This window comes from Cupriavidus laharis (genome assembly GCF_914271435.1).
GTDB lineage: Bacteria > Pseudomonadota > Gammaproteobacteria > Burkholderiales > Burkholderiaceae > Cupriavidus > Cupriavidus laharis.
This window is the reverse complement of sequence record NZ_CAJZAI010000001.1, coordinates 87,568-114,089: the sequence shown is the minus strand read 5'-3', so window position 1 is coordinate 114,089 and position 26,522 is coordinate 87,568. Positions and strand designations below refer to the sequence as shown.

Below are 26,522 nucleotides of genomic sequence, written 5' to 3'. Positions count from 1 at the left end.
GCTGGCGTACCCAGGCACCGGACAGACCGGACAGGAGAGATCTGATGGCCCCCCAGGAATTGCAGGCACTCGAAGCCTTTCTGAACCAGCTCACGCAGGCCCGTGCCGGCGCCAAGGACCCGCAGGCGCAACAGCTCATTGCCGAAGCCGTGGCCCGGCAGCCTGATGCGGCCTATCTGCTGGTCCAGCGCGCGATGCTGCTCGACCACGCGCTCGCATCGGCGCAGGCGCAAGTCGCATCGCTGCAAGGGCAGCTCGCTGCCGCGCAGGCCAATGCGGGGAATGGCGCCGGCAATGGCAGCTTTATCAGCGCGCAGAACGCCTGGGGCAATACCCCCGTGCAGCAGATGCCATCCGCGCCGGCCGCGGCCGCGCCACAGGCCATGCCCGCGCAAGCGTCCCGGCCCGGCTTCCTCAGCGGCGGGCTCGGCAGCACGCTGGGCAGCATCGCCACCACGGCCGCCGGCGTGGCGGGCGGCGCGTTCCTGTTCCAGGGCATCGAGAACCTGTTCCACCGCAACAGCGGCAGCGGCTTCCTAGGCCAGTCGGGCACGGGCCCGGCGCCGTCCGACACGACCATTGTCAACAACTTCTTCGGCAATGACGATCCCGCCTTGTCAGGCAACGGCAGCACGGCCACGGCAAACGGCTTCCTGGACGACGGCGGGCTGTCCGGCGGACTCGACGACGGTGGCTTCTTCGATGACGATTCGTCGTTCGTGTGAAGCGCACGCGGCAATACGCGCGCACCGTCGCTGAAGTTTCCCTAAGCCGCCGCCAGATGCTATGTTGGCAGGTACGGATGTGAGGCGCCCCCTCGCTGGCGCGACCGGGGTCCCGCCTGTTTCCGCATGAGCGCGGCTGGCCGGCATGGCTCCGATACTGCCGGCCGTGCCGCACAGGACATTTGCGCCCGGCGCCCATCGGGAGGCAATCGCATGCGCGCACGCTCCCGCTCTCCCATCGAAGGATTCCGCTGGCTGTGGCAGTTGTCGTCGGCCGGCTGGGGATACTGCGGGCTGGCCTATGCCAGCGCCGGACGGCTGCCGCCGCACTGGTGGCCGGCAAGGTCGGGCATGCCGCTGCGCGACCGGTACTCGTCGCGGCGCACCTCGCTGGTGCTGTTCACGCTGGCGTACCGCAAGGGCGGCGCGCCGGGCGGTGCTGCGCCACCGAGTGAAATCGTGTCGTGGCGCAATCAGGCGTGGGGGAATGAGTGAGGGCTGGTTGAAGCCGCCTGCGACGCAAACGCATTGCTTCCCTCGCCGGAGCGTGACGTACACTGGGCAATCGCCCCCTGCCGCCACGCGACCATGCTCGATCTCCTGCGCAAGACCACCGACGTGCTGTTCGACACGAACCGGCGTTTCCGTCAAGCCAGGCAGTTCCATGCGATACGCGTCGCGCTTGCGCTGCTGGTGTCGATTGCGCTGACTACCGGCATCAACGTCCCGCACGGCGAGTGGGCCACCATTACCGTGCTGGTGGTGATCGGCGGACTGCAGCACCATGGCAATATCCGGCGCCGCGCGGCCGAGCGCGGGATGGGTACGCTGATTGGCGCGCTCGCGGGGCTTGCGCTGATCGTGCAGCAATCGTACATCGGCATGCCGTTGCTGACCTACGCGCTGATGGCCGTGATCTGCGGCTATTGCGCTTATCACGCCATCGGCAAGGGCGGCTATATCGCGCTGCTCGCGGCGATCACGGTGGTGATCACGGCCGGCCATGGCAACCAGAACGTCTATGACGCGCTGTGGCGCACCGTCGATGTCTTCATCGGCACGGCGATTGCGCTCGTGTTCTCGTTCGCGCTGCCGGCCTATGCTTCCTATTCCTGGCGCATCCGGCTCGCGGCACTGCTGCGCGCGAGCGCGGCCGTCCACCGCAAGATGCAGAGCGGCTTCGCCGATGCCGCGGAACAGCGCGCGGCCATGCTCGACCTGGGCACGAGGCTGATCCCGCTGCGCGGGCTGATTCCATCCGTGGCCAAGGAGACCGGCGTGCCGGCAGCGGAGTTCGAGGAAATCCAGCACGCCGCGCGCGTCTGCATCAGCGCGCTCGAACTGATGGCCGCGATCGAACATGAGACCGGCCTGCGCGAAGGCGAGGACCCGGGCATCGAGCCTTCGCTGCTGACGATGGCCGAGGCGCTCGAGACCGGGCGGGCGCCGTCGCGGGCCCCATCCGCAGACGCTACCGAGGCCGACCCGCAGCCGGGCCCGCTCCCGTTCATGGCACGGCAGCTTGCCGCCGACCTGGCCCGCATGCGCGCGCGGCTCGACCGGCTGAGCGCGCAGCATGGCTTTCCGTACGGCGCACGATAGCGCACCGAAGCAGCGGCCAGTGCGCCATGCGCGTGCACCATGAACAAAGGGCCCGTCGGGCCCTTTGTTTTGCATCGAAGCTGGAAACGAATCAGCCGGCAAAGTTCTTGCCAGCGAAGTCCCAGTTCACGACGTTCCAGAATGCCTCGACGTACTTCGGACGGGCATTGCGGTAGTCGATGTAGTAGGCGTGTTCCCACACGTCGCAGGTCAGCAGCGGCTTGGCGTCGGTGGTCAGCGGGGTGGCGGCGTTGGAGGTGGACACCAGGTCCAGCGAGCCGTCGGCCTTCTTGACCAGCCAGGCCCAGCCCGAACCGAAGGTGCCGACAGCGGTCTTGGTGAACTCTTCCTTGAACTTGTCGAACGAGCCCCACTTGGCGTTGATGGCGTCAGCCAGGGCGCCGGTCGGCTGGCCGCCGCCGTTGGGCTTCATCGATTCCCAGTAGAAGGTGTGGTTCCACACCTGGGCGGCGTTGTTGAAGATGCCGCCGGACGACTTCTTGACGATCTCTTCCAGGGTCGAGTTCTCGAACTCGGTGCCCTTGATGAGGTTGTTCAGGTTCGTGACGTAGGTCTGGTGATGCTTGTCATGGTGGAACTCCAGCGTCTCCTTGGAGATGTGCGGAGCCAGGGCATCATGCGCGTACGGCAGCGGGGGGAGCTTGTGTTCCATTGTTCTGTCTCTGTGGGTTGGGGTTGTGGTCGGGGAATTGCCGATTGTAGGAGACTTGCAAGACCCACGCAAACCGCGGCGCAAAGCCCCCTGAGGTCATGTTAGTTTGTCCGCGCGTGGCTGGCCGCGGCTTCAGATTCCGCCCAGCTTGGCCTGCACGCCGGCAATGGCGATATCCGCCACGCCTTCGGCCAGATGGGCCTCCACCACGCCGCCGGGACGCAATTCGGCCGGCGAACGCAGCGCGCGGCCGCGCTGGTCGAGCAGCACTGCATAGCCGCGTTCAAGCGTGCGCTGCGGCGCCAGCAACTCCAGCGCGCCGGCCACGCTTGCCAGGCGCTGCGCCTGCCGCTCCTGCATGCGGGCCGCCGCCGCCTGCATGCGTTGCGACAGCCGCGTGACATCCGCCCTGGCCGCCGCCATGTCAGGCCGGCAAGCCGTCCAGCGCATGGCCAGCAACTGCTGGCGGTGGCGCTGCGCCACCACGGTCTCCCGCAATGCCGAACGCAAGTGTCGCGCCAGATTGTCGACGCGGGCGCGCCGCTCCTGGAGTTGCGCCTGCGGGCTGCGCAGGCGGCGCGCCAGCCAGTCCAGGTGTTGCGCGCGCCGGTCCAGTTCGCGGCGCATCGACTGTGCCAGCGCGTCGCCGGCCCGCCGGGTCAGGGCCAGCAGGTGTCCGCGGTCCGGGCTCACCAGTTCGGCCGCGCCGGTGGGCGTGGGCGCGCGCACGTCGGCGACGAAATCGGCAATGGTGAAATCAGTTTCATGGCCCACGCCCGAGACCACCGGCACCGCGCTGCGCGCGATGGCATGCGCCACCACCTCCTCATTGAAGGACCAGAGGTCTTCTATGCTGCCGCCGCCGCGGCACAGGATGATGACATCGCACTCGCGCCGGGCGCTGGCCTGGTCGAGCATGTCGGCAATCTTCTGCGCGGCGCCCGCGCCCTGCACCGGCACCGGATACACCGTGACCGGCACGTGCGGTGCGCGCCGTCGCAGCGTGGTCAGCACATCGCGCAACGCCGCCGCCTGCAGCGAAGTGACGATGCCGATGCTGCGCGGATGCGATGGCACGGGCCGCTTGCGCTCCGGTGCAAACAACCCTGCTTGTGCCAATTTTTCCTTCAGGCGCAGGAAGGCTTCGTAAAGATTGCCGAGGCCGGCACGCCGCATGGCCTCCACGCCAAGCTGCAGGTCGCCGCGCGCCTCGTACAACGTGACCACGGCGCGCACTTCCACCGCCTCCCCTTCGCGCGGCGTGAAATCAACATGCTGGTTGCGCCCGCGGAACATCACGCAGCGGATCTGCGCCCGCGCATCCTTGAGCGAGAAATACCAGTGGCCGCTCGCCGCCCGGGTGAAGTTGGAGATTTCGCCACGGACCCAGGTCAGCGGAAAACCACGCTCAAGCATGGTCGCAATCGCATGGTTCAGTTCTCCCACCGGAATGGCTTCCCGCGCGTTTCGGGCGGGCAGGGAGGGCGCTTCACGCGAAAAGTTCTGCGGCTCGGGCATGGGGCGTCGCCGCGCTCGCGGCATGGATTGGACATGTCCACAGCATAACGGCTATGTCAAGAGGGAGGTCGTGATGCCGTCGGCCTGCGCCAGAGCCCGCATGAGTAGGTACAACTCTTTGATTCTTATGAATTTTCGGACCGCAACAAAAATTAGGCAATGTAACCAATTTCCTTACGCGTCAACCACTTACGGCCGGCGCCCCGAGCTTGTTCACAAAGTTATCCACAGGAACTCTGGATAAAAGAGGACCATTCGGCGCAAGGCGCGGCAGGTGTTGCTTTCGGCGCCTGGTGCTGGACGAAACGACGGTGCACCTGACAGGCAAGAATCGCCCGGGCCACACGCCGGTTCCCGGCCCTGATCGGCCAGCGGCTGCCTATTTTCCAGGCAGCACCCAGGTACCATCGTAAAATCAATGGGTTAGCATCGCTTTCCCGAGGTTGTCCACAGCCCTTCCACAATCCTCTCCCTGCGCCGTGTGGAAAATGCGAGACATTTTGAGCTCCGCCTGTATGCACATGCCGGAGCCCTCTGAAGCGCTGACTGCTCATTTTTTAAGCATCAGCACGTATACCCATTGCAATCAATGACTTAACCTGGTTCTCAGGCAGGTTTCCACAAGCCGTCCACAATCCTGTCCCGCCGGGGTGTGGAAAGCAGCGGGTAAACCCGTCCGCAACGCCTGTGGTCGCTGTCGACAGGGGTACAACCGCTCTGGAAGCGTGGTTGCACAAAAAACAGGCAGCATCATCTTTACCCTTTCGGATCAATACGTTAGCCCGCTTGTCCGGCCGGTTTCCACAATCCATCCACAATACTGTCCCGCCCCGCTGTGGAAAGTGTGTGCCGCCGCACCGATGCGCGGCCGAGACATCCTTTGCCAGCGTCTTGCCGCGCGCCATGGCGCGGGTTAGAGTGCTGCCTGATTTTTCGGAGCAGTGCCGCTGCGCGCAGAGCCTCGGTGTGCGCGTATCCAAGGCCTGCCATATAAAGCCGGTCAGTTTTCTTTCTGTCGTCTCTGGTTGTCGATTCGGGGGTCCAATTGTTTTCGATCATTCAAGCGGCCGGCTGGCCGATCTGGCCGCTGCTGCTCGCTTCGGTTCTCGCGCTGGCACTGATCGTCGAGCGCTTCCTTACCCTCAAGCGCGGCAAGGTGCTTCCGGCCCGCCTTTACGAAGAGGCGCTCTCGGCCGCGCAGCAGCGCCGCGCCACGCCGGAGGTGGTCAATACGCTGGAACAGAATTCGCCGCTGGGCCGCGTGCTGGCAGCCGGGCTGCGCCATGTGGTGCTGCAGCCGCATACCTCGCGCGACGCGGCCAAGGAAGTGGTGGAAGAAGCCGGCCGCGCGGTCGCCCATGACCTGGAGCGCTACCTGAACGCGCTGGGCACCATCGCCTCGGTCGCACCGCTGATGGGGCTGCTCGGCACGGTGATCGGCATGATCGAGATCTTCGGCAGCCAGGGCGGCACCGGCGCCAACCCCGAGCAGCTGGCGCACGGCATCTCGGTGGCGCTGTACAACACCGCCTTCGGCCTGATCGTGGCGATTCCGGCACTGATCTTCTGGCGCTACTTCCGCCGCCGCGTGGACGATTACGTGGCCGAGCTGGAATTCCGCGCCACGGCGTTCCTGGACGCCATCCTGCCGCAACGGCGCGGCTGAGCGCCGGACCCAAGCAGGAAGCGCCATGCAATTCCGTTCCCGCCAGCGGCGTGAAGAGCCAGAAATCAACCTGATTCCGCTGATCGACGTGCTGCTCGTGATCCTGATCTTCCTGATGATCACGACCACCTACTCGCGCTACACCGAGCTGCAGATCCAGCTCCCCACCGCCGACGCCGAGCGCGCGCAGCAGCGCCCGCAGGAGATCGTGGTGTCGGTGTCTTCGCGCGGCGTCTATTCCGTCAACAAGCAGGTGATGGAGCAGAAAGACGTGACCAGCCTTGCCGACCAGTTGCGCGCCGCGGCCGGGCCCGCCACGGGCGGCCAGCCGCCGGTGGTCATCGTCAACGCCGATGCCCAGGCCACGCACCAGGCCGTGGTCAATGTGATGGAAGCCGCGCGGCTGGCCGGGCTGTCGCGCCTGACCTTCTCGACACAGAGCTCGCAGCCTCGCTGACCCCCGCAAGCATCGGAGCCCGGCACGACGCCGGGCCCCGGGGTTGCCGCATGCGCAGGGCAATGCCCATAATGTGCGCGTCCGGCTGGATGCCGCGCCAGCCAACCATCCCCTTCGCCCTGCCCTCCCATGTCCGTTCCGCTCCATGCTCTTGCCGATTTCGTGACCGCCCAGTGGCAGCGCCTGGGCTGGTTCGCGTGGGTGATGCTGCCGTTCTCGCTGCTGTTCGGCCTGGTTGCACGCGTGCGCCGGTACGGCTACCTGCATGGCTGGTTCCGCTCCACGCGGCTGCCGATGCCCGTGGTGGTGGTCGGCAACGTGACGGTGGGCGGCACCGGCAAGACGCCAGCCGTGATCGCGCTGGCGCAGGCGCTGACCGAGGCCGGCCTGCGTCCGGGCGTGGTGTCGCGCGGCTACGGCGTGACGCTCAGGCACCCGCGCCGGGTCAAGCCGACGTCGAAGGCGTCGGACGTCGGCGACGAACCGCTGCTGATCGCGCGCGCCGCCGACGTGCCGGTCTGGGTGTTTCCCGACCGCGCGCTATGCGCGCAGGCCATGCTGGTGTCGCACCCCGGCGTCAACGTGCTGCTGCTCGACGACGGCCTGCAGCACTACCGCCTGCAACGCGACTTCGAGATCGTGATGTTCGACACCCGCATGGGCGGCAATGGCCTGATGCTGCCAGCCGGCCCGCTGCGCGAGCCGCTTTCGCGCCCCCGCGACGCCACGCTGATCAACGACCCGAACTTCCGCGCCACGCCGGACCGGCCCGATGTCTACGGCATGCACCTGGAACTGGACGAAGCGTGGCAGCTCAACGACCCGGCCATGGCGCGCCCGGTCAGCGCCTTTGCCGGGCGGCGCGTGCTGGCCGCGGCCGGCATCGGCAACCCCGAGCGTTTCTTCGCGAGCCTGCGCGGCGCTGACCTGAGCCCGAAGACGCTGCCGCTGCCCGACCACTACGATTTCGCCGACGACCCGTTCACCGGCAACCCCGACGCGCTCGACGCCGAAGTCATCCTGATCACCGAGAAGGATGCCGTAAAATGCGAGCGATTCGACGACCCGCGCATCTGGGTCGTCCCCACCACGCCCGTGATCGACGCGGGCCTGATCGACAAGATCCGACGCGCCGTGCAGGCACGCGTCCCGGCCACGACGGCCGCCGCCGCATCGGGCAGCGCCACCGGCCTCAACAAGGAACACCAAGATGGACAACCGGCTGCTTGAAATCCTGGTCTGCCCGCTGTGCAAGGGCAAGCTGGAATACGACCGTGCCGCGCAGGAACTGATCTGCCACGCCGACAAGCTGGCCTATCCGATCCGGGACGGCATTCCCGTCATGCTGGCCGACGAGGCCCGCCAGTCGGTGCCGGGGCGCGTGATCGACCCCGCCGAGCCGCCGCGGGCGGACTGAGGCGCGCGTCATGAGCATCCCGGACTTCACCGTCGTCATTCCTGCGCGGCTGGCGTCCACGCGGCTGCCGGACAAGCCGCTGGCCGATATCGGCGGACGGCCGATGATCGTGCGCGTGGCCGAACGCGCGCATTTGTCGTCGGCGCAGCGCACCGTGGTCGCCACCGATGCGCCGGCCGTGGCGCAAGCCTGCGCCGCGCACGGCATCGATGCCGTGCTGACGCGCGCCGACCACCCGTCGGGCACGGACCGCCTGGCCGAAGTCGCGGCTCAGCTCGCGCTGCCCGACGATGCCATCGTTGTCAACGTGCAGGGCGACGAGCCGCTGATCGATCCGCAACTGATCGACGACGTCGCGCTGCACCTGGCGCACCATCCCGACTGCGCCATTGCGACCGCCGCCCATCCGCTGCACGACGTGGCCGAGGTCTTCAACCCGAACGTCGTCAAGGTGGTGTGCGATGCCGCCGGCCGTGCGCTGTACTTCTCGCGCGCGCCGATTCCGTGGTCGCGCGACGACTGGGCCGGCGTGCCCGCGGTGCCCGCCTCCGCTGCGCAGGTGCCGCTGCCGCCCATGCCGGTCCTGCGCCATATCGGCCTGTATGCTTACCGCGCCGGCTTCCTGCGCCGCTTCCCCACGCTGGCAGCGGCACCGCTGGAGCAGACCGAGGCGCTGGAGCAACTGCGCGCGATGTGGCATGGCGAGCGCATCGCGGTGCTGGAAACCACCGCCGCGCCCGCACCCGGTGTCGACACCGCGGCGGACCTGGAACGCGTGCGCGCGCTGTGGGCCCAGAGCATGGCCCAGGAAGGTCCCTGAGCACTTTGTTGCCGGATGATGGCCTTTGCGCTGAGGTTCATACAGCTGCAACTACGGAATCGGCCCGATTTCGGGCCGGATTCACCGCACCTCATGGCATAATGCTTGCCGATACAGAGCCGTCGGGATGGCGCACCAGAATGCGCCGGCCGGCCAAGGCTCGGTGGGGAGATACAGATAGAGCCCGTCCGGTGACCCGCGCCGCGTTCCCCGCAGCGCCGCACCGGCCGACCGCGTGACCTGATCCATGCGCGCGCAGTAAGTCCTGCGTCAAGTTACGGCGTTACCCTCCTTCTCGTCTCCCGCCACACCAGATTTAAAACTCTGAGGACCCGTAAATGCGTTTGATCCTGTTGGGCGCGCCTGGCGCCGGCAAAGGCACGCAGGCCAAGTTCATCTGCGAGAAGTTCGGCATTCCGCAAATTTCCACGGGCGACATGCTGCGCGCCGCGGTGAAGGCCGGTACGCCGCTTGGCGTGGAGGCCAAGAAGGTCATGGATGCAGGCGGACTGGTGTCGGATGACATCATCATCGGCCTGGTCAAGGACCGTCTCAAGGATGCCGACTGCAAGAACGGCTACCTGTTCGACGGCTTCCCGCGCACCATTCCGCAGGCCGAGGCCATGAAGGAAGCCGGCGTCGCGATCGACTACGTGCTGGAAATCGACGTGCCGTTCGACGCCATCATCGAACGCATGAGCGGTCGCCGCGTGCACGTGGCATCGGGCCGTACCTACCACGTCAAGTACAACCCGCCCAAGGCGGAGGGCGTCGACGACGAAACCGGCGAGCCGCTGATCCAGCGTGACGACGACAAGGAAGACACCGTCCGCAAGCGCCTGGACGTGTATTCCCAGCAAACCCGCCCGCTGGTGGACTACTACTCGGACTGGGCCGACAAGGGCGACCCCACCGCCAAGGTGGCACCGCCCAAGTACCGCAAGATTGCCGGCGTGGGCGATGTGGACAGCATCACCGCGCGCGTGTTCGAGGCGCTGAAGTAAGCTTCGGCCCGCCCCCAAAAAAGCGACCTTCGGGTCGCTTTTTTGTTTCTTCGCCATGCATGGCTTTCCCTCTTGCCAGCCGGTCAGGGCTCCGTACAATAGCGCGGGAGTTGACGTTTACGTAAACGGCAGTCGCCACCGCGGCTGGTCATCGAATCATCAAGGAGACAGCAGATGGACATCCAGGGCAATGTATTCATCGTCACGGGCGGCGCGTCGGGCCTGGGCGCCGGCACTGCGCGCATGCTCGCCGAGGCGGGCGGCAAGGTCGTGATTGCCGACCTGAACGAAGCCACCGGCACTGCGCTGGCGCAGGAATTGGGCGGCACCTTCGTCAAGTGCGATGTCGCTTCCGAAGCCGACGGGCAGGCCGTAGTCGCCGCTGCGCAGGCACTGGGCCGTGTGGCCGGGCTGGTCAACTGCGCCGGCATCGCCACCGCCAACAAGACCGTGGGCAAGAACGGCCCGCATCCGCTCGATGCCTTCGACAAGACCATCCGCGTCAACCTGGTCGGCACCTTCAACATGATCCGGCTGGCGGCGGCGGCGATGGTACAGAACACGCCCGATGCCGAAGGCGAACGCGGCGTGATCATCAATACCGCCTCGGTAGCGGCATTCGACGGCCAGATCGGCCAGGCCGCCTATGCGGCATCCAAGGGCGGTGTGGTCGGCATGACGCTGGCCATCGCGCGTGACCTCTCGCGCGACGGCGTGCGCTGCGTGACGATCGCCCCGGGCCTGTTCGAGACGCCGATGCTGCTGGGCATGCCGCAGGAAGTCCAGGACGCGCTCGGCAAGATGGTGCCGTTCCCTTCGCGCCTGGGCCGACCGGCCGAGTACGCCAAGCTGGCCAAGGCCATCATCGGCAACACCATGCTCAACGGCGAGGTGATCCGCCTCGACGGCGCGATCCGGATGCAGCCCAAGTAAGAACCGGCTTTCTCCCGCTGCGGCGGTCTCAGGCCGCCAGCAGCATCAGGCCCGGCGCCGCCGCCGGCAACAGCGTGAGCTGCTCGAACTGCAGGCAGAAGTCCGTGAACACTATCGCATACAGGCAGATGGCAGCTTCGACCTGGAAGCAGTGATGGTCACCGCCAGGGCACGTTGAGGAAGTTCAGGCGGGTGCGACCGCAGGCCTGCCCGCCTTGGCGGTGAGTGCCCTGACCAGCTCCCAGACCGCTTCCGCGGCGGGCGAAAGCGAGCGATCCTCGCGCCGGACCATGACGATGCGGCGCTCCTCGCACGGCACCAGCGGCCGCCACACCAGCGGCGACGCCGCCGGCAACGGCAGCGAGTAAGTCGGCAGCACCGAGGCGCCGATGCCCGCTTCCACCATGCCGAACACGCTGGCCGAGTGGCCCAGTTCCTGCACCACCTGCGGTACCACGCCATGGCGCCCGAACACGCGGTCAATCAGCGGCCGGCTGCCAGAGGCAAGGTCCAGCAGCACCAGCCGCATGCCGTGCAACGCCGACCAGGGCACCGATTCTTCCTGCGCCAGCGGATGGTCGCGCCGGCACACGAAGCAGAACGGGTCGGTGACGAGCGGCTCGATGGTCAGGCCGTCGTGCACAAGCGGATCGATCAGCACGCCGAAGTCCACGCCGCCAGCCCGAATCTGCTCGAGGCCATCGGCCTGCACGCTGTCGCGGATGGTCAGGCGGATTTCCGGGTATTGCTCGGCACAGGCAGCCACATACATCGGCATCAGCCGCGCGGAGATGGTCGGCGCACCAGCTATCACGACACGCCCGCGATAGTGCTCGCCGAGCTGACGCGTATCTTCGAGGGTATCGTCGAGCTGGCCGAGCAGGCGTTCGAGCGCCGGCGCAAGCGCCTGGCCCGCGTGTGTCAGCACCACCTCGCGCGTGGTGCGGTCCAGTAGCCGCACGCCAAGTGCCTCTTCAAGCTCTGCCACGCCGCGGCTGACAGCGGACTGGGTCAGCCCGACCGCATCCGCCGCCCGGCTGAATCCACCCGTTTCGGCGACCGCCAGGAATACGCGCAGTTGCCGGAGTGTGTAATTCATGCAACGACGAGATAAATGAATGCGATAAATGAATTTGCATTCTAGACCCGGGTGGCGTCCAATACTAGGCTAAACCCTTAGAAGTCCAGCATGCTTTCCAAGCTCAAGAAACTCTGCGACCTGATCGACGGCTTCGTCCTGGTCATGCTGACCGCCATCGGCATAGCCCTGCTCTCGCCCGAGTTGGGCAGCAGCCGCGGCCCGCTGCACCTGGGCACCGTCACCAGCCTGGGCGTGGCGCTCGTGTTCTTCCTGCATGGCGCGGCATTGTCACGTGACAAGCTCGTGGCCGGTGCCAAACACTGGCGGCTGCATGTGTTCGTGCAGACCTTCACCTACGTGGTGTTTCCGGTGGTGGGCCTGCTGCTGATGCTGTCGCTGCGCAATACGCTGCCCGCTGACCTGCTGCTCGGGGTGTTCTACCTGTGCGCGCTGCCTTCGACGGTGTCGTCATCGGTGGCCATGACTTCGATGGCGCGCGGCAACGTGTCGGGAGCCATCTTCAACGCCACCATCTCGGGCCTGATCGGCATGGCCGTCACGCCGCTGCTGATGGGGCTGGTCATCAGCGCCAGCGGCGCGTCCATGCCGCTCGGCAAGGCGCTCACGGGTGTGGCGCTGCAACTCCTGCTGCCGTTCGCGCTGGGCCAGCTGCTGCGTCCGCTGATCGGCAACTGGCTGGCAAAGATGAAGCACATCACCAACAAGATCGACCGCGGCGTGATCGTGCTGATCGTCTACTCGTCGTTCTGTGACGCGACCGCCGAAGGCCTGTGGCACCACTACCAGTGGCAGACCATTGCCGCGGTGATGGGGCTGGCCGCCATGCTGCTGTTCGTCGTGCTGGGCACGACCACCTTCGTCGCGCGCCGCCTGGGCTTCAGTGTCGAAGACGAGATCACCGCCGTGTTCTGCGGCTCAAAGAAGAGCCTGGCCAATGGCATTCCGATGGCCAACATCCTGTTCGCCGGACATCCGGCGCTGGGGCTGCTGGTGCTGCCGCTGATGGTCTATCACCAGTTGCAGCTCATCGTGTGTTCGGTGATTGCGGCACGGTATGCGAACCGCGATGCGTTGGTGGAAGACCGGGCCGCGGCACGGGCCTGACAAACGCCGCATCAATGAAAACGGGGGACGCGTCCCCCGTTTTTTGCTTTTCTGCGCGATGCCCCGCTATACCGACGGATTCTTCGACAACGGCGGATTGCGCGCAAAGTAGCTGCGGATCCCGCGCAGGATAGCGTTGGCGAGCTGCTCCTGGTGCGCGTCGTCGTTGAGCTTGCGCTCTTCCTCCGGGTTGCTGATAAACGCCGTCTCCACCAGGATCGACGGGATATCCGGCGCCTTCAGCACCGCAAACCCCGCTTGCTCCACGCTGCCCTTGTGCAGGCGGTTGATGCCGCCGATCTCCTGCAGCACGGCCTTGCCCACCATCAGGCTGTCGTTGATCTGCGCCGTGGTCGACAGGTCCAGCAGCACGCGCGCGACCTGCGCATCCTTGTTGAGGTTGGCACCGCCGATCAGGTCCGAGGCATTTTCCTTGTTGGCCAGCCAGCGTGCGGCCGTGCTCGACGCCCCGCGCTCGGACAGCGCGAACACCGAGGCGCCCTTCGCTTCCGGCGACAGGAAGGCATCGGCGTGGATCGACACGAACAGGTCGGCCTGCACGCGGCGCGCCTTCTGCACGCGCACGTTCAGCGGCACGAAGAAATCGGCGTCGCGCGTCATCATCGCGCGCATATTGGGCTGCGCATCGATCTTGGCGCGCAGGCGGTGCGCGATCTGCAGCACCACATCCTTCTCGCGCGAGCCCGAGGCACCGATGGCCCCTGGGTCTTCGCCGCCATGGCCGGGATCGATCGCCACCGTCAGCAGGCGGCGCATCTTGAACGGACGTTCGGCCGTGGGATCACTCTGCGCGACCGGAGGCACCACGGGCGCGTTGGGCTTGGGCACAACGGGCGCCGAAGGCTTGGGCGGCTTGACCGCGGCGATAGCGGGCGGCGGCGCCGTGGTCGCGGGCACGTCGCCCTTCTCATCGAACTTGCGCACCAGCGCGCCGATGGCGTCTTCCTCGGCGCCGGCGGGCGCGCCAGCCACGCCGTCAGCGCCCGGCGGCGGCGCGCTGTTGGCAAAGCGGCGCTGCTTTTCCTCGGTGTCGCGCACCAGCTTCCACAGCGGATCGGGCGGATTGACCGGATACAGGTCGAACACCAGCCGGTTCTTGTAGCTGCCGATCGGCGCCAGCGTGAACACTTGCGGCGCGACGTTTTCCTTGAGGTCGAACACCATGCGGACCACGCGCGGGCGGTTCTGGCCGACACGCACGGTCTGGATATACGGGTCGTTCGGCGTGACCTTGGCCACCAGCTCGCGCAGCGTGGGCGAGAGGTCGAGCCCGTCGATGTCCACCACCAGCCGGTCCGGGTCGTGGATCATCTGATGCACGGCAGCCAGCGGCGTGTCGGATTCGATCGTGACGCGCGTGTAGTCCTCCGCCGGCCAGACGCGTACCGCGACGATGCCGGCACCGAAGGCGAGCTGCGGTCCGGCGAGCGTCAGCACGGCCGTGCCGGCACCAAGCTTCAGGCACTGCGCCATCCATCTGCGGCGGGCCTGCAGCAGTCCGTCGGGTCCATCGGGTCGGTCAGTGGCGAGTCGCTTGATCAGCATGCGTTCAGCAGGGTAATTCCAGTGGGAGTATAGGCGCGCAGCGTCGCGATCCGCCGCTCGCCGGCCATATCCGCCATATCGGCTGCGGACATGTCCGATTGGAGCAACACGTGCAGATCCGGTTCCCCAAGCAGGCGTCCGGCCTTTTCGGGCCACTCCACGAGATTGAAGGCCGGCTCGGCGAAGCAGTCGCGGAAACCCGCGTCGATCCATTCCTCAGGATCGGCGAAACGGTACAGGTCGAAATGGTAGACGGTGAGCGGCGACCCGTCGGCGCGCGCGACCTCGTAGGGCTCGCACAGCGTGTAGGTCGGGCTGCGCACCTTGCCGGCATGCCCGAGCGCCCGCAGGACGGCGCGCGACAGCGTGGTCTTGCCCGCGCCGAGGTCGCCGGAGAGCTGCACGTGCACGGTCGTGGGCGGCAAGGCGCGCACCACGCCGGCGAGCGCCGCACCGAGGCGAGTGGTGGCGGCTTCATCGGTCAGCGTCAGGGAACGTTCTTCGAGCAGGGGCATTGCGTACAATTCAGGGATGACAGTGCGAGCATCCGAAGCGCCAGGCGCCCCCGCTCCGCTGCCTGTGGCCGCTGCCGATGCAGCCGGCGCGGGCAGCCTGGAGACGCTCGTGCAATCGATCCGGGACTGGGGCGCCGGGCTGGGCTTTGCCTCGGTGCGGATCGCCGACGTCGATCTCGGCCATGCCGAGCCAGGGCTGATGGCGTGGCTGGCTCAGGGTTACCACGGCGACATGGATTATATGGCGAACCATGGCCCGCGGCGCGCCCGTCCCGCGGAACTGGTCCCCGGCACGGTGCGCGCCATCGTGGCCCGCATGCCCTACCTGCCCGCCACGGCCGCGCCGGACTGGCGCCGGCGTGAACTGGCGCGGCTCGACGACCACGCCACCGCCGTGCTTTCCCTCTATGCGCGCGGCCGCGACTACCACAAGGTGCTGCGCAGCCGGCTGCAGCAGCTCGCAAGCCGTATCGAGGCCGCCATCGGCCCGTTCGGCTACCGCGTGTTCACCGATTCGGCGCCGGTGATGGAAGTCGCACTGGCCAGCCAGGGCGGCCTGGGCTGGCGCGGCAAGCATACGCTGCTGCTCGACCGCGACGGCGGCTCGATGTTCTTCCTCGGCGAGATCCTGGTCGATATCCCGCTGCCGGCCGACCCGCCCGAGGCCTCGCACTGCGGCAACTGCCACCGCTGCATCGACATCTGCCCCACGCGCGCGATCCTCGGACCTTACACGCTCGATGCGCGCCGTTGTATTTCTTACCTGACCATCGAGCACAAGGGCCCGATCCCCGAGGAATTTCGCGCACCGATGGGCAACCGCGTGTATGGCTGCGACGACTGCCAGCTGGCCTGCCCGTGGAACAAGTTCGCACACCGTGCCACGCTGCCGGACTTCGATGTGCGCAATGGCTTCGACGCCCCGGACATGGTCGACCTGTTCCTGTGGACCGAGGCCGAGTTCAACCAGCGCCTGGAAGGCAGCCCGATCCGCCGCATCGGCCATGAACGCTGGCTGCGCAACCTCGCGGTGGGACTGGGCAACAGCCTGCGCGCCGCGGCCGCGGGCCGGCGCCCGCAAGACCACGCACTGGCTGCACGCATCCGCGCGGCCCTTGAACGCCGCCTCGCCGACGCCACGCCGCTCGTGCGCGAGCACATCGACTGGGCGCTCGCGCAGGACCAGGCCGTCAGCTGACCAGCGCCAGCCAGACCGGTGTGGTGATGATCGCCGCAACCGTCATTGCCGAGATCGCCGCGGCCACCATGGGACCATTGCCGCCCATGCGCACGGCCAGGATATAGGCGCTCGATGCCGTGGGCAGCGAGGCATACAGCACCACGATCTGGTACTGCAGCTCGGTCAGCGGCAGCAGCCGGCCTGCGAGCCAGGCCAGGCACGGCATGGCCAGCAACTTGACGCTGGCCCACCACGCGACCGGCCCGACGGTGCCCGTCGCGCCGCTCATCTGCAGACCCGCACCCACCGTCATCAGGCCAAGCGCCGTCGACGCCGAACCCAGCCGGTTGAGCGTCATCGCCAGCACCTCGGGCGCGTGCAGCCCCAGCAGGTTGGTCAGCAACCCGCCGGCAGTGGCCAGGATCAGCGGATTGCGCGCAAGTTCGCGCCACAGCCGCGCATCGCCGTGCCGCGCCAGCGCCCATACCGCGGCCACGTTGCACAGCGGCACCGTGCAGCCCACGATCACCGCCATCATCGCCAGGCCCTCGCTGCCGCCCAGGCGCGAGGCCAGCGCCAGCCCGATATATGAATTGAAGCGGAACGCCGTCTGCAGGCCCGAGGCAAAATCCACGGCATCGGGGCGCAGCACCCATTTGACGGCGTAGCCGGCGACCATGCCGAACGCCATGACGGCCAGTGCCAGGCCAAGCATGGCCGAGGTCGAGGAAAAGTCGAACACGGCGCTATTGGTCGATTGCAGCAGCAGCGCCGGGAACAGCACGAAGTAGACGAGGCGTTCCACGCCGCTCCAGAACGCACGGTCGAACGGCGAATAGCGTACCAGTAGCCAGCCGATGAGGATCAGGCTGAAATCGGGAACCAGCAGGAGGGCGGAAGACATCTCGTGAACGTTGTCGTTATTGTCGTGGCCGGGCGGCCGATGGCCAGGTACTGCGAGGGGAAGTGGCGGAATGTGCAGACTAGGGCAGATCCGGATTGGTATTCTTCCAGAAATGGGCCAGCATGACATACCAAGTTGTATGTCTGACCCTTATGCTGCATCGCCGCAATCCGCCATCGCCGGGCCTGATCATCCCCCCGCGCGCGCTTCCACGATCCCGCCAGACCCCACGCCGCCTGCTTGCCATGCTGGCCGCAAGCCTGGTGCTTGGTGCGCTGCCGCCGGCCGCCGATGCTACGGAATTCGAAGGCCTGCGCTTTGACGACGCGGCGCGCGTGGCCGGCAAGGAACTGCAACTCAACGGCACCGCGCTGCGCTCGGGGCTGCTGCTCAAGGGCTATGTGGCGGCACTGTACCTGCCCGAGAAAGCGCGCAACGCCACCGTGGTGCTCGGCACGCCCGGCACCAAGCGGCTGCAGCTTCGCATGCTGCGTGAAGTGGCGCCCTATGCATTTTCCAGGGCGATGCAGAAAGGCATGCGCGAGAACCACAGCGAACTGCAGATGCAGATGCTGTCCGCGCGGCTGGTCCAGTTCGAACGCACCATCGACCAGGTCGGGACAGCCCGCAAGGGCGACGTGATCAACCTGGACTATTCACCGGACGCCGGTACCGTAGTTGCCATCAATGGCACCCCGCGCGGCCGCCCGATTCCCGGCGAAGATTTCTACCAGGCCGTGCTGCGCGTCTTCCTTGGCGAACACCCCGTGGACCGGGACGTCAAGCGCGGCCTGCTGGGCGGCTGAGCCCGCCGGACCAGACGTTGCCGCCGCCTTCCCGCCACCTGCGGCAAGGCGGCGGTGTTTTCTTCCGGGCACCACCTCCGCCCGGACTTTCCTGACGGGAGACCTGATCTCATGCAAGCTGGCAAAATCGCTTTGACCCTGGCTCTGGCCACCGCGGCCTCCATCGCGCAAGCGCAGAGCTTTCCGACCAAACCGATCCGCCTGATCATTCCGTTCGCGCCCGGCGGCACCACCGACATCGTCGGCCGCGGCGCCGCCGACCAGATGAGCCGTATCCTGGGCCAGCCGGTGGTGGTGGAAAACCGCGCCGGCGGCGGCGGCTCGATCGGTGCCGACGCCATCGCCAAGGCTGCGCCGGACGGCTACACCATCGGCATTTCCACGGTGTCGACCATGGCCGTGAACCCGGCGTGCAACCCCAAGCTGTCTTACGACCCGATCAAGGACTTCAAGCCCATCACAAACCTGGCCAACGTGGCCAATGTGATCGCGGTGAACCCGAACTTCCCGGCCAAGGACTACAAGGAATTCCTGGCCGTGCTCAAGGCCAACCCGGGCAAGTATTCGTACGCATCGTCGGGCACCTGCGGCTTCGGCCATATGCTGGGCGAACAGTTCAAGGTCTCGACCAAGACCTTCATGGTCCATATTCCGTACCGCGGCGCGGGTCCCGCGCTGAACGACGTACTCGCCGGCCAGGTGCCGATCATGGTGGACAACCTGCCGTCGTCGATGCCCTACATCAAGGCCGGCAAGCTGCGTCCGCTGGTGGTGGCCTGGAACAAGCGCCTCGACTCCCTGCCCAACGTGCCGACCTTCGGCGAGATGGGCCTGAAGGAGCCCAACGACCCGGCCTGGTACGGGCTGGTGGCCCCGGCCGGCACGCCGGATGACGTCATCAAGAAGCTGAACGAAGCCGCCGTCAAGGCGCTGCAGGACAAGGGCTTCCAGGAGCGCCTGCGCACCGCCGGCGCCGAGCCCTCGGGCAACACCCCTGCCCAGCACGCGGCCGAGATCAAGAAGGAATTCGACAAGATGAAGAATCTTGTGAAGGTGCAGAACATCAAGCTGGAGCAGTAACAGGCCTGCGGGTCTTGTGCATAAGGGCCGCCTGCGGGCGGCCCTTATTTTTGGTGCCTCGAGCGATAAAAGAGCTTTTTAGCTACAAAAAATGCAACAACAACGCTTTTTCGCTACAAACATCCCTGAAATGCTATCATTGATAGCAATATGGTGAGGAAGTGGCTATGGCAAACCTCTTGGTACGCAATGTCGATGACAGCCTGGTGCAGCGTCTGCGCGAACTTGCCGCATCTCATGGGCGTAGTGCCGAGGCCGAACATCGGGAAATCCTCGCGAAGGCCCTGGGCGGAACCAGGCGCAAGAACCTGGCGGAAGTGCTGATGAGCATGCCGAACGTCGGTGAGGATGCCGATTTCCTGCGCGTCGATGATTCGGGAGAAGCCGCGCATGTTCTTGGCTGATACCAATGTCATCAGCGAGGTACGCAAGCGCCAACGTGCCAACAAGGGTGTATTGGCGTTCTTCCATCAGGCGGCAAAGGACAATGCCGCTATCTATCTGTCCGTGGTCACCGTCGGCGAGTTGCGACGCGGTGTCGAGTTGATTCGCTGGCGCGGCGATGCACAGCAGGCCGCAATGCTCGAGGCATGGCTTGGTACTGTGCTCGTCGATTTCGCTCAGAACATTCTCCCGGCGGATGCGGATGTCGGCCAGGTTTGGGGGCGCCTTCGCGTCCCGCATCCCGAACATGCGCTGGACAAACTGATTGCCGCCACAGCGTTGATCCACGATCTGACCGTGGTCACGCGCAACGTGGAAGACTTCGCAGGGTCAGGTGTCCGGGTATTGAATCCGTTCGACTAAGGCCAGTCCCATCCCGGACCTGCCGCGGCAAAACGCACTAAAATCCATCATTCGCTCCGCCCCGCCACCATGCCCGCCCCTTTCGACGCCATCCTCCCCGCGCCTTTCGGCAAGGTCGGCGTGCGCACCGATGGCACGCGGATCCGGGAAATCTTCTATCTGCCTGACAGCGTGGAATGCCTCGCGCCACGCAGTGAGGTGGTGCTGCGCCTGCAGGCGGAACTCGATGCGTACTACGCCGATCCCGATGCACGTTTCGACGTCCCCCTGGCCATCGCCGGCACGGCATTCCAGCAGCAAGTCTGGCAGGCCATCTGCGCGGTGCCGCGCGGCGGGCTGACCACGTATGGCGACATCGCCCGCAAGCTCGGCAGCGTGCCGCGCGCGGTCGGCCAGGCCTGCGGGCAGAATCCGTTGCCCATCGTGATCCCCTGCCATCGCGTGGTGTCCGCGAGCGGCATCGGCGGCTTCTCCCACCACGCCGAGGACGGTTTCCACCTGGAAGTGAAACGCTGGCTGCTGCGCCATGAAGGCGCCCTGCTGATATGAAGCGAGCCACCGGCACCAGCCGGACGGCACGCAAGCCTCGCGCGGTCCGGGCCGATGCGGATACCGTCGCGCTGGATGCAGCCATTGCCCCCGAACTTGACCTCGTCAGCCGCTTCTGTGATGCGCTGTGGCTAGAAGACGGCCTGTCGCGCAATACCATGGACGCCTACCGGCGCGACCTTTCCATGCTCGCGCGCTGGCTGCACCAGTCCGGCAGTGGCGGCCTGCTGGCCGTTGGCGACGCCGAACTGAATGCCTACTTCCTGGCACGCCACCCGGAAACGAGGGCCTCGTCGTCGAACCGGCGGCTCGCGGTATTCCGCCGCTTCTACCAATGGGCCCTGCGCGAGCAGATGATCGAGGCCGACCCGTGCATTCTGCTGCGCCCGGCCAAGCAACCGCCGCGCGTGCCCAAGACGCTTAGCGAAGCGCAGGTGGAAGCCCTGCTGGAAGCACCTGATGTCGACACGCCGCTCGGCCTGCGCGACCGCACCATGCTGGAGCTGATGTACGCGAGCGGGCTGCGCGTGTCGGAACTGACGCAGATGAAAACCGTCGAGATCGGCCTGAACGAGGGCGTGGCGCGTGTGGTCGGCGGCAAGGGCGACAAGGAGCGCCTGGTGCCGTTCGGCATGCAGGCCGGCGACTGGCTGCGCCGCTACCTTGGCAGCGCACGGCCCGCACTGCTGGCCGGACGCGCCTGCGACGCGCTGTTCGTCACGCAGCGTGGCGAAGGCATGACGCGCCAGGCTTTCTGGCACCTGATCAAGCGCCATGCGCGCGACGCCGGCATCGACGCGCCGCTGTCACCGCATACGCTGCGGCATGCGTTTGCCACGCACCTGCTCAACCACGGCGCCGACCTGCGCGTGGTGCAGCTCCTGCTGGGCCATGCCGATATTTCCACGACACAGATATACACCCACGTGGCACGCGAGCGGCTGCGCGAACTGCACCAGCAGCACCACCCGCGAGGGTAGGCCCCGCCTGCAACCGACATGAGCAAATCGAAACATATCTCGGAAACCCCGGCTACCCAGTTCCTGCGCCGGCAGGGCGTCGCCTTCGGCGAGCATCCGTACGAATACGTGGACCACGGCGGCACCGGTGAGTCGGCACGCCAGCTCAGTGTGCCGGAGCATGACGTGGTCAAGACCCTGATCATGGAAGACGAGCGCGCGCAGCCGCTGGTCGTGCTGATGCATGGCGACTGCTCCGTTTCCACCAAGAACCTGGCGCGCCAGATCGGCTGCAAGAGCGTGCAGCCGTGCAAGCCCGAAGTCGCGCAGCGGCACAGCGGCTACCTGGTCGGTGGCACCTCGCCGTTCGGGACGAAGAAGCGCATGCCGGTGTACGTGGAGGCAACAGTGCTGGAACTGCAGACGATCTATATCAACGGCGGACGACGCGGCTACCTGGTCAGCCTGGATCCGAAGCTGCTGACCACGCTGGTGAATGCGAAGCCGGTGGAATGTGCACTGCCTGACTGAGCCGGCCCTGCCCATCGCGGTATTGGGGAAGTCACGGTCGTAGCGAGTCCGCCACCGCGCTACAATCCCGCCAATTCCAGACAAGGCAGCCTCTGCCCGCGCATCCCCTCATGGCCAACCTGCTATTCGCCCTCGCCGCCTACCTGATCGGGTCGGTGTCCTTTGCCGTCGTCGTCAGCAAGGTCATGGGCCTGCCCGATCCGCACTCCTACGGTTCCGGCAACCCGGGCGCGACCAATGTGCTGCGCACCGGCAACAAGAAAGCGGCCATCTTCACGCTGCTCGGCGACGCGCTCAAGGGCTGGCTGGCGGTCTGGCTGGCCAGCCGCTTCGGGCCCGCCTACGGCGTCGATGACAACGGCCTGGCCATGGTGGCGCTGGCCGTATTCCTCGGCCACCTGTACCCGGTGTTCCATCGTTTTGCCGGCGGCAAGGGCGTGGCCACGGCGGCGGGCATCCTGCTGGCCATCAACCCGATCCTCGGGCTGGCCACGCTGGCCACCTGGCTCATCATTGCGTTCTTCTTCCGCTATTCGTCGCTGGCCGCACTGGTCGCGGCCATTTTTGCGCCGTTTTTCCACGTGCTGATGGATGGCATCGACGCCATGGCCGGCGCCGTCCTGGTGATCGCCATCCTGCTGATCGCGCGCCACCGCCAGAACATCGCCAAGCTGCTGACCGGCAAGGAAAGCCGCATCGGCGAGAAGAAGAAGGTCTGATTGCGTCCCCGGTTGCAGGCGCTCAGGCCGCCTGCGCCATCGAAACCGGGAACAGCATCTCCACGCGCAGGCCGCCTTCGGCACGGTTGACCAGCGTCAGCCGCCCGCCTGCCTGCCGCACCAGGCGATCGACGATCGCCAGCCCCAGCCCGGAGTGCGCATTGCCGCCACGCGCGGGGTCCAGCCGCACGAACGGCAGCGTGACGCGCTCCATGTCAGATTCGGGGATGCCCGGCCCCTGGTCTTCCACCGTCAGGCAGAAGCCTTCCGCCGTACGCGCGGTCGCCACGCACACCGGCGCCTGCCCATAGGCGTAGGCGTTGTCGACGAGGTTGCCGACAATGCGATCCAACTGCGTGGCGATCATGCGGAAGCTTTCACCCGCGTTGAGCGACAACACCACCTGCCGCTCCTGCTCGGCCAGCGAGGCGGCAAGTTCGTTGATGCGCCGGTCCACCGGCACCGGCCGCGCGGTGGGCTCGCTGCTCTGGGCGAAGCTCAGGAACTGCTCGACGATGGCCGACATGGAATCGACGTCGCGCGTCACGCCCGCCGAGGCCTTCGGGTCCGACAGCATCTCGGCACGCAGGCGCAACCGCGCCAGCGGCGTCTTCAGGTCGTGCGCGATGCCGGCCAGCATGGTGTTGCGCTCCTGGTCGATGCGCGTGAGGTCCGCCACCATGCGGTTGAAGCGCTCGATCAACTGGCGCAGCTCATGCGGCCCACGCTCGCGCAGCGGCGCCACCGGCTGCTGGCGCGACAACTGCTCCGCGGCCGCCGCCATGTCGCGCACGGGCCGCTGGATCTGCCACGCGATCAGCAGCGCAAAGACGATGGCCACGCCGACCACCAGCATCACGCCCGGCACCAGCCGGTTGTCCGGCGGCGGGTTGTGGACCCACAGGATCGGCATGGCGATCCAGTCGCCGCGCGTCGGCAGCTTGATCCACAGCCGCGGGGTGGCCTCGTCCTCGATACGGATCTCGGTACCCTGCGGCAGGCGCGTGATGAACTGCTCCACCAGCCGCCGCGAGCGGCCCTTGGGCACGGTGGTGTGTTCCTCGGCGCTGGACTCGCTGGCCACCTCCACCAGGCTTGGCAGCGGCACGGGCGGGCGAGCATCGAGCGCGCGCTGGATGCTGGCAACCTGGAACAGCATCTGCTCGACCGAATAGTCCACTTGCTGCTGGCGCCGGTCCATGCGCAGGATGGCCAGCCAGGAGAAATGGCTGATCACCAGCACGGCGGCAATCAGCAGCGCCATGCGGCCGAACAGGGTATCGATACGCAACTTCATGTCGGGGCTCGTCATTGCCGCCATGCCGCCATGCCGCCGGACAGGCGACAGGGGCGGCAGGGGCGTCACTGCGGAATATCTTCGGCTTCGTCCGGCACGAACGTGTAGCCGCGCCCGCGCACGGTCTGGATGTAGCGCGGACGCTGCGCGTCTTCGTCGAGCAGCCGGCGCAGGCGCCAGATCTGCACGTCGATGCCGCGGTCGCTGATGCCGCTGGCCGTGCCGTACATCAGCTCGACGATGCGCTCGCGCGACAGCACTTCGAGCGGATGCATCAGCAGCAGCTTGAGCAGCGCGAATTCGGTGTCGCTGATCGACAGCACCTGGCCCGCGCGCTGCAGCGAGCGCTGGCGGAAATTCACGCGGAACGGCCCGAACGCGACCGATTCGCGGTCTTCGGGCGCCGCCGCCGGACGCGCCAGCTTGCGGCGCAGCACGGCATTGATGCGCGCCAGCAGCTCGCGCGGCGAAAACGGCTTGCCAAGGTAGTCGTCGGCGCCGATCTCCAGGCCAACGATGCGGTCGATCTCGTCGCTGCGCGCGGTCAGCAAGATCACCGGGATATCATCGTTTTTCGCGCGCAGGTTGCGCAGCGCGGTCAGGCCGTCGACCTTGGGCATCATCAGGTCCAGCACGATCAGCGCCGGGCGCTCGCGCTCCAGGCGCGCCTGCAGGCCGTCGCCGTCGTGCAGCACCGAGACAGCAAAGCCCTGCTGGGTCAGGTACTCGCGCAGCAGGTCGCGCAGTTCAGGGTCGTCGTCGACGACAAGGATCTGGGTGGGCTGGTTCGTTCGCATAGGCACATGATAGTCAGGCTTGCCGCACTCCAGCCGATTCGGGCTGGCGGCTTTGTTTCCGGAGATTACATGGAAGGCGCTGGTAATCCTCTGTAATAAACGGGCGATCCTTGGAAACACGTGCGTCCGGCGTCTCACATTATCCTTGCGGCATGGCATGCCATTGCGCTGCCCGGCCAACCCGCAGGCCGCTGCCCGCTTGGGCGGAACCCCACGCCAGATGGGGCGTTTGCCGCACCTGATGCGGCATACTGCTGCATCGCCGCGCCCAAGACCGCGCGAAGAACGCCGGCGCATATCGCGCCGCTCCCAGGATTCCGGACATGTCCAACCCCGAACAAGGCCAACAGCAACCCACCCCGCCCTCCCGCCCGCCCCAGGGGCCTGTCCGCTCGCCCCGTCGCAAGCTGATTGCCGGAGCCCTCGTCGTGCTGCTCGCCGGCGGCGGCTGGTACTGGTACAGCCACCGTGGCGCCGATTCGAACACACAGGGCACGCAGGGCGCCCGCGTTCCGGGGGGCGTTGCGAGCGGTCCGGGCGCCACGGGCCGGGGGGGCCCGGGCGGACCCGGCGCGCCACGCTCGCCAGTCGTGGTATCCACAGTCGCGCAGCGCGACATGGACGTGGTCCTCAACGGGCTGGGCAACGTCACGCCGGTGTCCAACGTCACCGTGCGCGCGCAGGTGTCGGGGCCGCTGCTCAAGGTGCTGTTCAAGGAAGGCCAGATGGTCAAGGCCGGCGATGTGCTGGCCGAGATCGACCCGCGCCCGTTCCAGGCCGCGCTGGACCAGGCCGTCGGCCAGCTCGCGCGCGACCAGGCGCTGCTGCAGAACGCGCGGCTGGACCAGAAGCGCTACCGGACCCTGCTGCAGCAGGACTCGATTTCCAGCCAGCAGGTCGATACGCAGGACGCGCTGGTGCGCCAGTATGAAGGCGTGGTCAAGACCGACCAGGGCAATGTGGACAATGCGCGGCTGCAGCTCGGCTACACCAAGATCCTGGCGCCGGTGTCCGGCCGCATCGGCCTGCGCCAGGTGGATCCGGGCAATATCGTCAGCACCTCCGACACCAACGGCATTGCGCTGATCACGCAGATCCAGCCCATTGCCGTGCTCTACACCATTCCCGAAGACAACCTGCCCGCCGTGCTGAAGAAGCTCAATACGGGCGAGAAGATGCCGGTGCAGGCGTGGGACCGCCAGATGCGCAACCAGCTTGGCGACGGCGCGCTGCTGACCACCGACAACCAGATCGACACCACCACCGGCACCGTCAAGCTGAAGGCGATCTTCCCGAACGCGGACGGCATGCTGTTCCCGAACCAGTTCGTCAATGTGCGCACCCGCATCGACACGCTGAAGGACGCCACCGTGATCCCTGTGGCCGCGGTGCAGCGCGGACAGCAAGGCACCTTCGTCTACGTGGTCGACGACAGCAGCAAGGTCAAGGTGCAGGTGGTCACGCTGGGCCCCGGCGACGGCACGCGCACCGCCGTGCTCAAGGGCGTGGTGCCCGGCCAGCGCGTAGTCGTGGATGGCGCCGACCGGCTCAAGGAAGGCATGACCGTGGAAGCCGTGGACCCCGCCGCCCGCGCGGCCCAGCTGGTGCCGGCCAGCCAGCCGCGCGGGCGCGGACGGCGCCGTGACGGCAGCGGCTGGGGCGGTGCCAGCGGCGCCCATGGCGAGGGCGGCGCCAGCGCGCCGCAGGGCGAACACCGCCGCCAGCGCGAAAGCGCCGGCGCCAGCGGCGCCGCGGCCGAGGCCCCTGCTCCGCGCCGCCAGCAGTAAGGAA

General features: G+C 66.9%; 29 protein-coding genes. 21 read left to right on the top strand and 8 right to left on the bottom strand.

What is annotated here, in order from left to right:
• Nucleotides 1-44 precede the first annotated feature (44 nt).
• The 3 genes from LDO29_RS00530 to LDO29_RS00520 all read left to right on the top strand — a co-directional run bounded on the left by LDO29_RS00530 (nt 45) and on the right by LDO29_RS00520 (nt 2,327).
• Nucleotides 45-725, top strand: a complete 681-nt coding sequence (locus LDO29_RS00530) for a DUF2076 domain-containing protein (protein WP_224077844.1) — start codon at nt 45-47, stop codon at nt 723-725.
• 213 nt (nt 726-938) lie between these two features.
• A complete protein-coding gene (locus LDO29_RS00525) occupies nt 939-1,220 on the top strand; it encodes a hypothetical protein (protein ID WP_224077843.1) in 282 nt (93 codons plus the stop codon).
• Between the two features lie 93 nt (nt 1,221-1,313).
• On the top strand, nt 1,314-2,327 hold the full coding sequence (locus LDO29_RS00520) for an FUSC family protein (protein WP_224077842.1): 1,014 nt from the start codon (nt 1,314-1,316) through the stop codon (nt 2,325-2,327).
• A 91-nt stretch (nt 2,328-2,418) separates the two neighbouring features.
• Here LDO29_RS00520 and sodB read toward each other — a convergent pair whose 3' ends face one another.
• Entirely contained in the window at nt 2,419-3,000 is a 582-nt protein-coding gene (gene sodB / locus LDO29_RS00515) for a superoxide dismutase [Fe] (protein ID WP_078195403.1), read from the bottom strand.
• A 132-nt stretch (nt 3,001-3,132) separates the two neighbouring features.
• Nucleotides 3,133-4,518, bottom strand: coding sequence for an exodeoxyribonuclease VII large subunit (gene xseA, locus LDO29_RS00510; RefSeq protein WP_224077841.1), 1,386 nt, complete (start codon nt 4,516-4,518; stop codon nt 3,133-3,135).
• A gap of 1,045 nt (nt 4,519-5,563) precedes the next feature.
• On the opposite strand from xseA, the gene LDO29_RS00505 reads away from it, so the two are divergent.
• The 7 genes from LDO29_RS00505 (at nt 5,564) to LDO29_RS00475 (ending at nt 10,815) form a co-directional block, all read left to right on the top strand.
• Nucleotides 5,564-6,184, top strand: coding sequence for a MotA/TolQ/ExbB proton channel family protein (locus tag LDO29_RS00505; RefSeq protein WP_224077840.1), 621 nt, complete (start codon nt 5,564-5,566; stop codon nt 6,182-6,184).
• 25 nt (nt 6,185-6,209) lie between these two features.
• Complete coding sequence (locus LDO29_RS00500) at nt 6,210-6,641, top strand: ExbD/TolR family protein (RefSeq protein WP_224077839.1); 432 nt, start codon at nt 6,210-6,212, stop codon at nt 6,639-6,641.
• A 129-nt stretch (nt 6,642-6,770) separates the two neighbouring features.
• Nucleotides 6,771-7,871, top strand: a complete 1,101-nt coding sequence (gene lpxK / locus LDO29_RS00495; protein WP_224077838.1) for a tetraacyldisaccharide 4'-kinase — start codon at nt 6,771-6,773, stop codon at nt 7,869-7,871.
• Nucleotides 7,852-8,058, top strand: coding sequence for a Trm112 family protein (locus LDO29_RS00490; RefSeq protein WP_224077837.1), 207 nt, complete (start codon nt 7,852-7,854; stop codon nt 8,056-8,058). The genes lpxK and LDO29_RS00490 overlap by 20 nt, the downstream gene beginning before the upstream one ends.
• A gap of 10 nt (nt 8,059-8,068) precedes the next feature.
• Complete coding sequence (gene kdsB / locus LDO29_RS00485) at nt 8,069-8,878, top strand: 3-deoxy-manno-octulosonate cytidylyltransferase (RefSeq protein WP_224077836.1); 810 nt, start codon at nt 8,069-8,071, stop codon at nt 8,876-8,878.
• Nucleotides 8,879-9,216: 338 nt separating this feature from the next.
• Nucleotides 9,217-9,882 (top strand): adenylate kinase, encoded by a 666-nt coding sequence (gene adk, locus LDO29_RS00480; protein WP_224077835.1) that lies wholly within the window; start codon nt 9,217-9,219, stop codon nt 9,880-9,882.
• Between the two features lie 174 nt (nt 9,883-10,056).
• Nucleotides 10,057-10,815 (top strand): 3-hydroxyacyl-CoA dehydrogenase, encoded by a 759-nt coding sequence (locus LDO29_RS00475; RefSeq protein ID WP_224077834.1) that lies wholly within the window; start codon nt 10,057-10,059, stop codon nt 10,813-10,815.
• A 184-nt stretch (nt 10,816-10,999) separates the two neighbouring features.
• On the opposite strand, the gene LDO29_RS00470 is transcribed toward LDO29_RS00475, so the two are convergent.
• Nucleotides 11,000-11,914 carry a LysR family transcriptional regulator gene (locus LDO29_RS00470; RefSeq protein WP_224077833.1) on the bottom strand — a complete coding sequence of 305 codons (915 nt, stop codon included), beginning with the start codon at nt 11,912-11,914 and terminating at the stop codon, nt 11,000-11,002.
• 90 nt (nt 11,915-12,004) lie between these two features.
• Here LDO29_RS00470 and LDO29_RS00465 point away from each other — a divergent pair, with 90 nt between their 5' ends.
• Entirely contained in the window at nt 12,005-13,021 is a 1,017-nt protein-coding gene (locus LDO29_RS00465) for a bile acid:sodium symporter family protein (RefSeq protein WP_224077832.1), read from the top strand.
• Between the two features lie 66 nt (nt 13,022-13,087).
• On the opposite strand, the gene LDO29_RS00460 is transcribed toward LDO29_RS00465, so the two are convergent.
• The gene (locus LDO29_RS00460; RefSeq protein WP_224077831.1) at nt 13,088-14,587 is read right to left on the bottom strand and encodes an N-acetylmuramoyl-L-alanine amidase; all 1,500 of its coding nucleotides are present in this window, start codon (nt 14,585-14,587) and stop codon (nt 13,088-13,090) included.
• Nucleotides 14,581-15,102 carry a tRNA (adenosine(37)-N6)-threonylcarbamoyltransferase complex ATPase subunit type 1 TsaE gene (tsaE, locus tag LDO29_RS00455; RefSeq protein ID WP_224077830.1) on the bottom strand — a complete coding sequence of 174 codons (522 nt, stop codon included), beginning with the start codon at nt 15,100-15,102 and terminating at the stop codon, nt 14,581-14,583. The genes LDO29_RS00460 and tsaE overlap by 7 nt, the downstream gene beginning before the upstream one ends.
• Before the next feature lie 16 nt (nt 15,103-15,118).
• Here tsaE and queG point away from each other — a divergent pair, with 16 nt between their 5' ends.
• The gene (gene queG, locus LDO29_RS00450; RefSeq protein WP_224077829.1) at nt 15,119-16,300 is read left to right on the top strand and encodes a tRNA epoxyqueuosine(34) reductase QueG; all 1,182 of its coding nucleotides are present in this window, start codon (nt 15,119-15,121) and stop codon (nt 16,298-16,300) included.
• Here queG and LDO29_RS00445 read toward each other — a convergent pair.
• Nucleotides 16,293-17,186 carry an AEC family transporter gene (locus LDO29_RS00445; protein ID WP_224077828.1) on the bottom strand — a complete coding sequence of 298 codons (894 nt, stop codon included), beginning with the start codon at nt 17,184-17,186 and terminating at the stop codon, nt 16,293-16,295. The genes queG and LDO29_RS00445 overlap by 8 nt on opposite strands.
• Before the next feature lie 122 nt (nt 17,187-17,308).
• On the opposite strand from LDO29_RS00445, the gene LDO29_RS00440 reads away from it, so the two are divergent.
• The 8 genes from LDO29_RS00440 (at nt 17,309) to plsY (ending at nt 22,637) form a co-directional block, all read left to right on the top strand.
• A complete protein-coding gene (locus LDO29_RS00440) occupies nt 17,309-17,992 on the top strand; it encodes a chalcone isomerase family protein (protein ID WP_396022609.1) in 684 nt (227 codons plus the stop codon).
• A 111-nt stretch (nt 17,993-18,103) separates the two neighbouring features.
• Nucleotides 18,104-19,072: a tripartite tricarboxylate transporter substrate binding protein BugE gene (locus tag LDO29_RS00435; protein WP_224077827.1), complete on the top strand. Its 969-nt coding sequence runs from the start codon at nt 18,104-18,106 to the stop codon at nt 19,070-19,072.
• Nucleotides 19,073-19,239: 167 nt separating this feature from the next.
• Nucleotides 19,240-19,476, top strand: a complete 237-nt coding sequence (locus tag LDO29_RS00430; RefSeq protein WP_224077826.1) for a FitA-like ribbon-helix-helix domain-containing protein — start codon at nt 19,240-19,242, stop codon at nt 19,474-19,476.
• Nucleotides 19,463-19,879, top strand: a complete 417-nt coding sequence (locus LDO29_RS00425; RefSeq protein WP_224077825.1) for a type II toxin-antitoxin system VapC family toxin — start codon at nt 19,463-19,465, stop codon at nt 19,877-19,879. Before LDO29_RS00430 ends, LDO29_RS00425 begins: the two co-directional genes overlap by 14 nt.
• 69 nt (nt 19,880-19,948) lie before the next feature.
• Nucleotides 19,949-20,428, top strand: coding sequence for a methylated-DNA--[protein]-cysteine S-methyltransferase (locus tag LDO29_RS00420; protein WP_224077824.1), 480 nt, complete (start codon nt 19,949-19,951; stop codon nt 20,426-20,428).
• A complete protein-coding gene (gene xerD, locus LDO29_RS00415) occupies nt 20,425-21,408 on the top strand; it encodes a site-specific tyrosine recombinase XerD (RefSeq protein WP_396022608.1) in 984 nt (327 codons plus the stop codon). The genes LDO29_RS00420 and xerD overlap by 4 nt, the downstream gene beginning before the upstream one ends.
• Nucleotides 21,409-21,426: 18 nt before the next feature.
• Entirely contained in the window at nt 21,427-21,918 is a 492-nt protein-coding gene (locus tag LDO29_RS00410; protein WP_224077823.1) for an aminoacyl-tRNA deacylase, read from the top strand.
• Nucleotides 21,919-22,028: 110 nt separating this feature from the next.
• Nucleotides 22,029-22,637: a glycerol-3-phosphate 1-O-acyltransferase PlsY gene (gene plsY, locus LDO29_RS00405; RefSeq protein ID WP_224077822.1), complete on the top strand. Its 609-nt coding sequence runs from the start codon at nt 22,029-22,031 to the stop codon at nt 22,635-22,637.
• Between the two features lie 22 nt (nt 22,638-22,659).
• Here plsY and LDO29_RS00400 read toward each other — a convergent pair whose 3' ends face one another.
• Both LDO29_RS00400 and LDO29_RS00395 read right to left on the bottom strand, forming a co-directional pair.
• Nucleotides 22,660-23,934, bottom strand: a complete 1,275-nt coding sequence (locus LDO29_RS00400) for an ATP-binding protein (protein ID WP_224077821.1) — start codon at nt 23,932-23,934, stop codon at nt 22,660-22,662.
• 65 nt (nt 23,935-23,999) lie between these two features.
• A complete protein-coding gene (locus LDO29_RS00395; protein WP_224077820.1) occupies nt 24,000-24,731 on the bottom strand; it encodes a response regulator in 732 nt (243 codons plus the stop codon).
• A gap of 323 nt (nt 24,732-25,054) precedes the next feature.
• On the opposite strand from LDO29_RS00395, the gene LDO29_RS00390 reads away from it, so the two are divergent.
• Entirely contained in the window at nt 25,055-26,518 is a 1,464-nt protein-coding gene (locus tag LDO29_RS00390) for an MdtA/MuxA family multidrug efflux RND transporter periplasmic adaptor subunit (protein WP_224077819.1), read from the top strand.
• Nucleotides 26,519-26,522 lie beyond the last annotated feature (4 nt).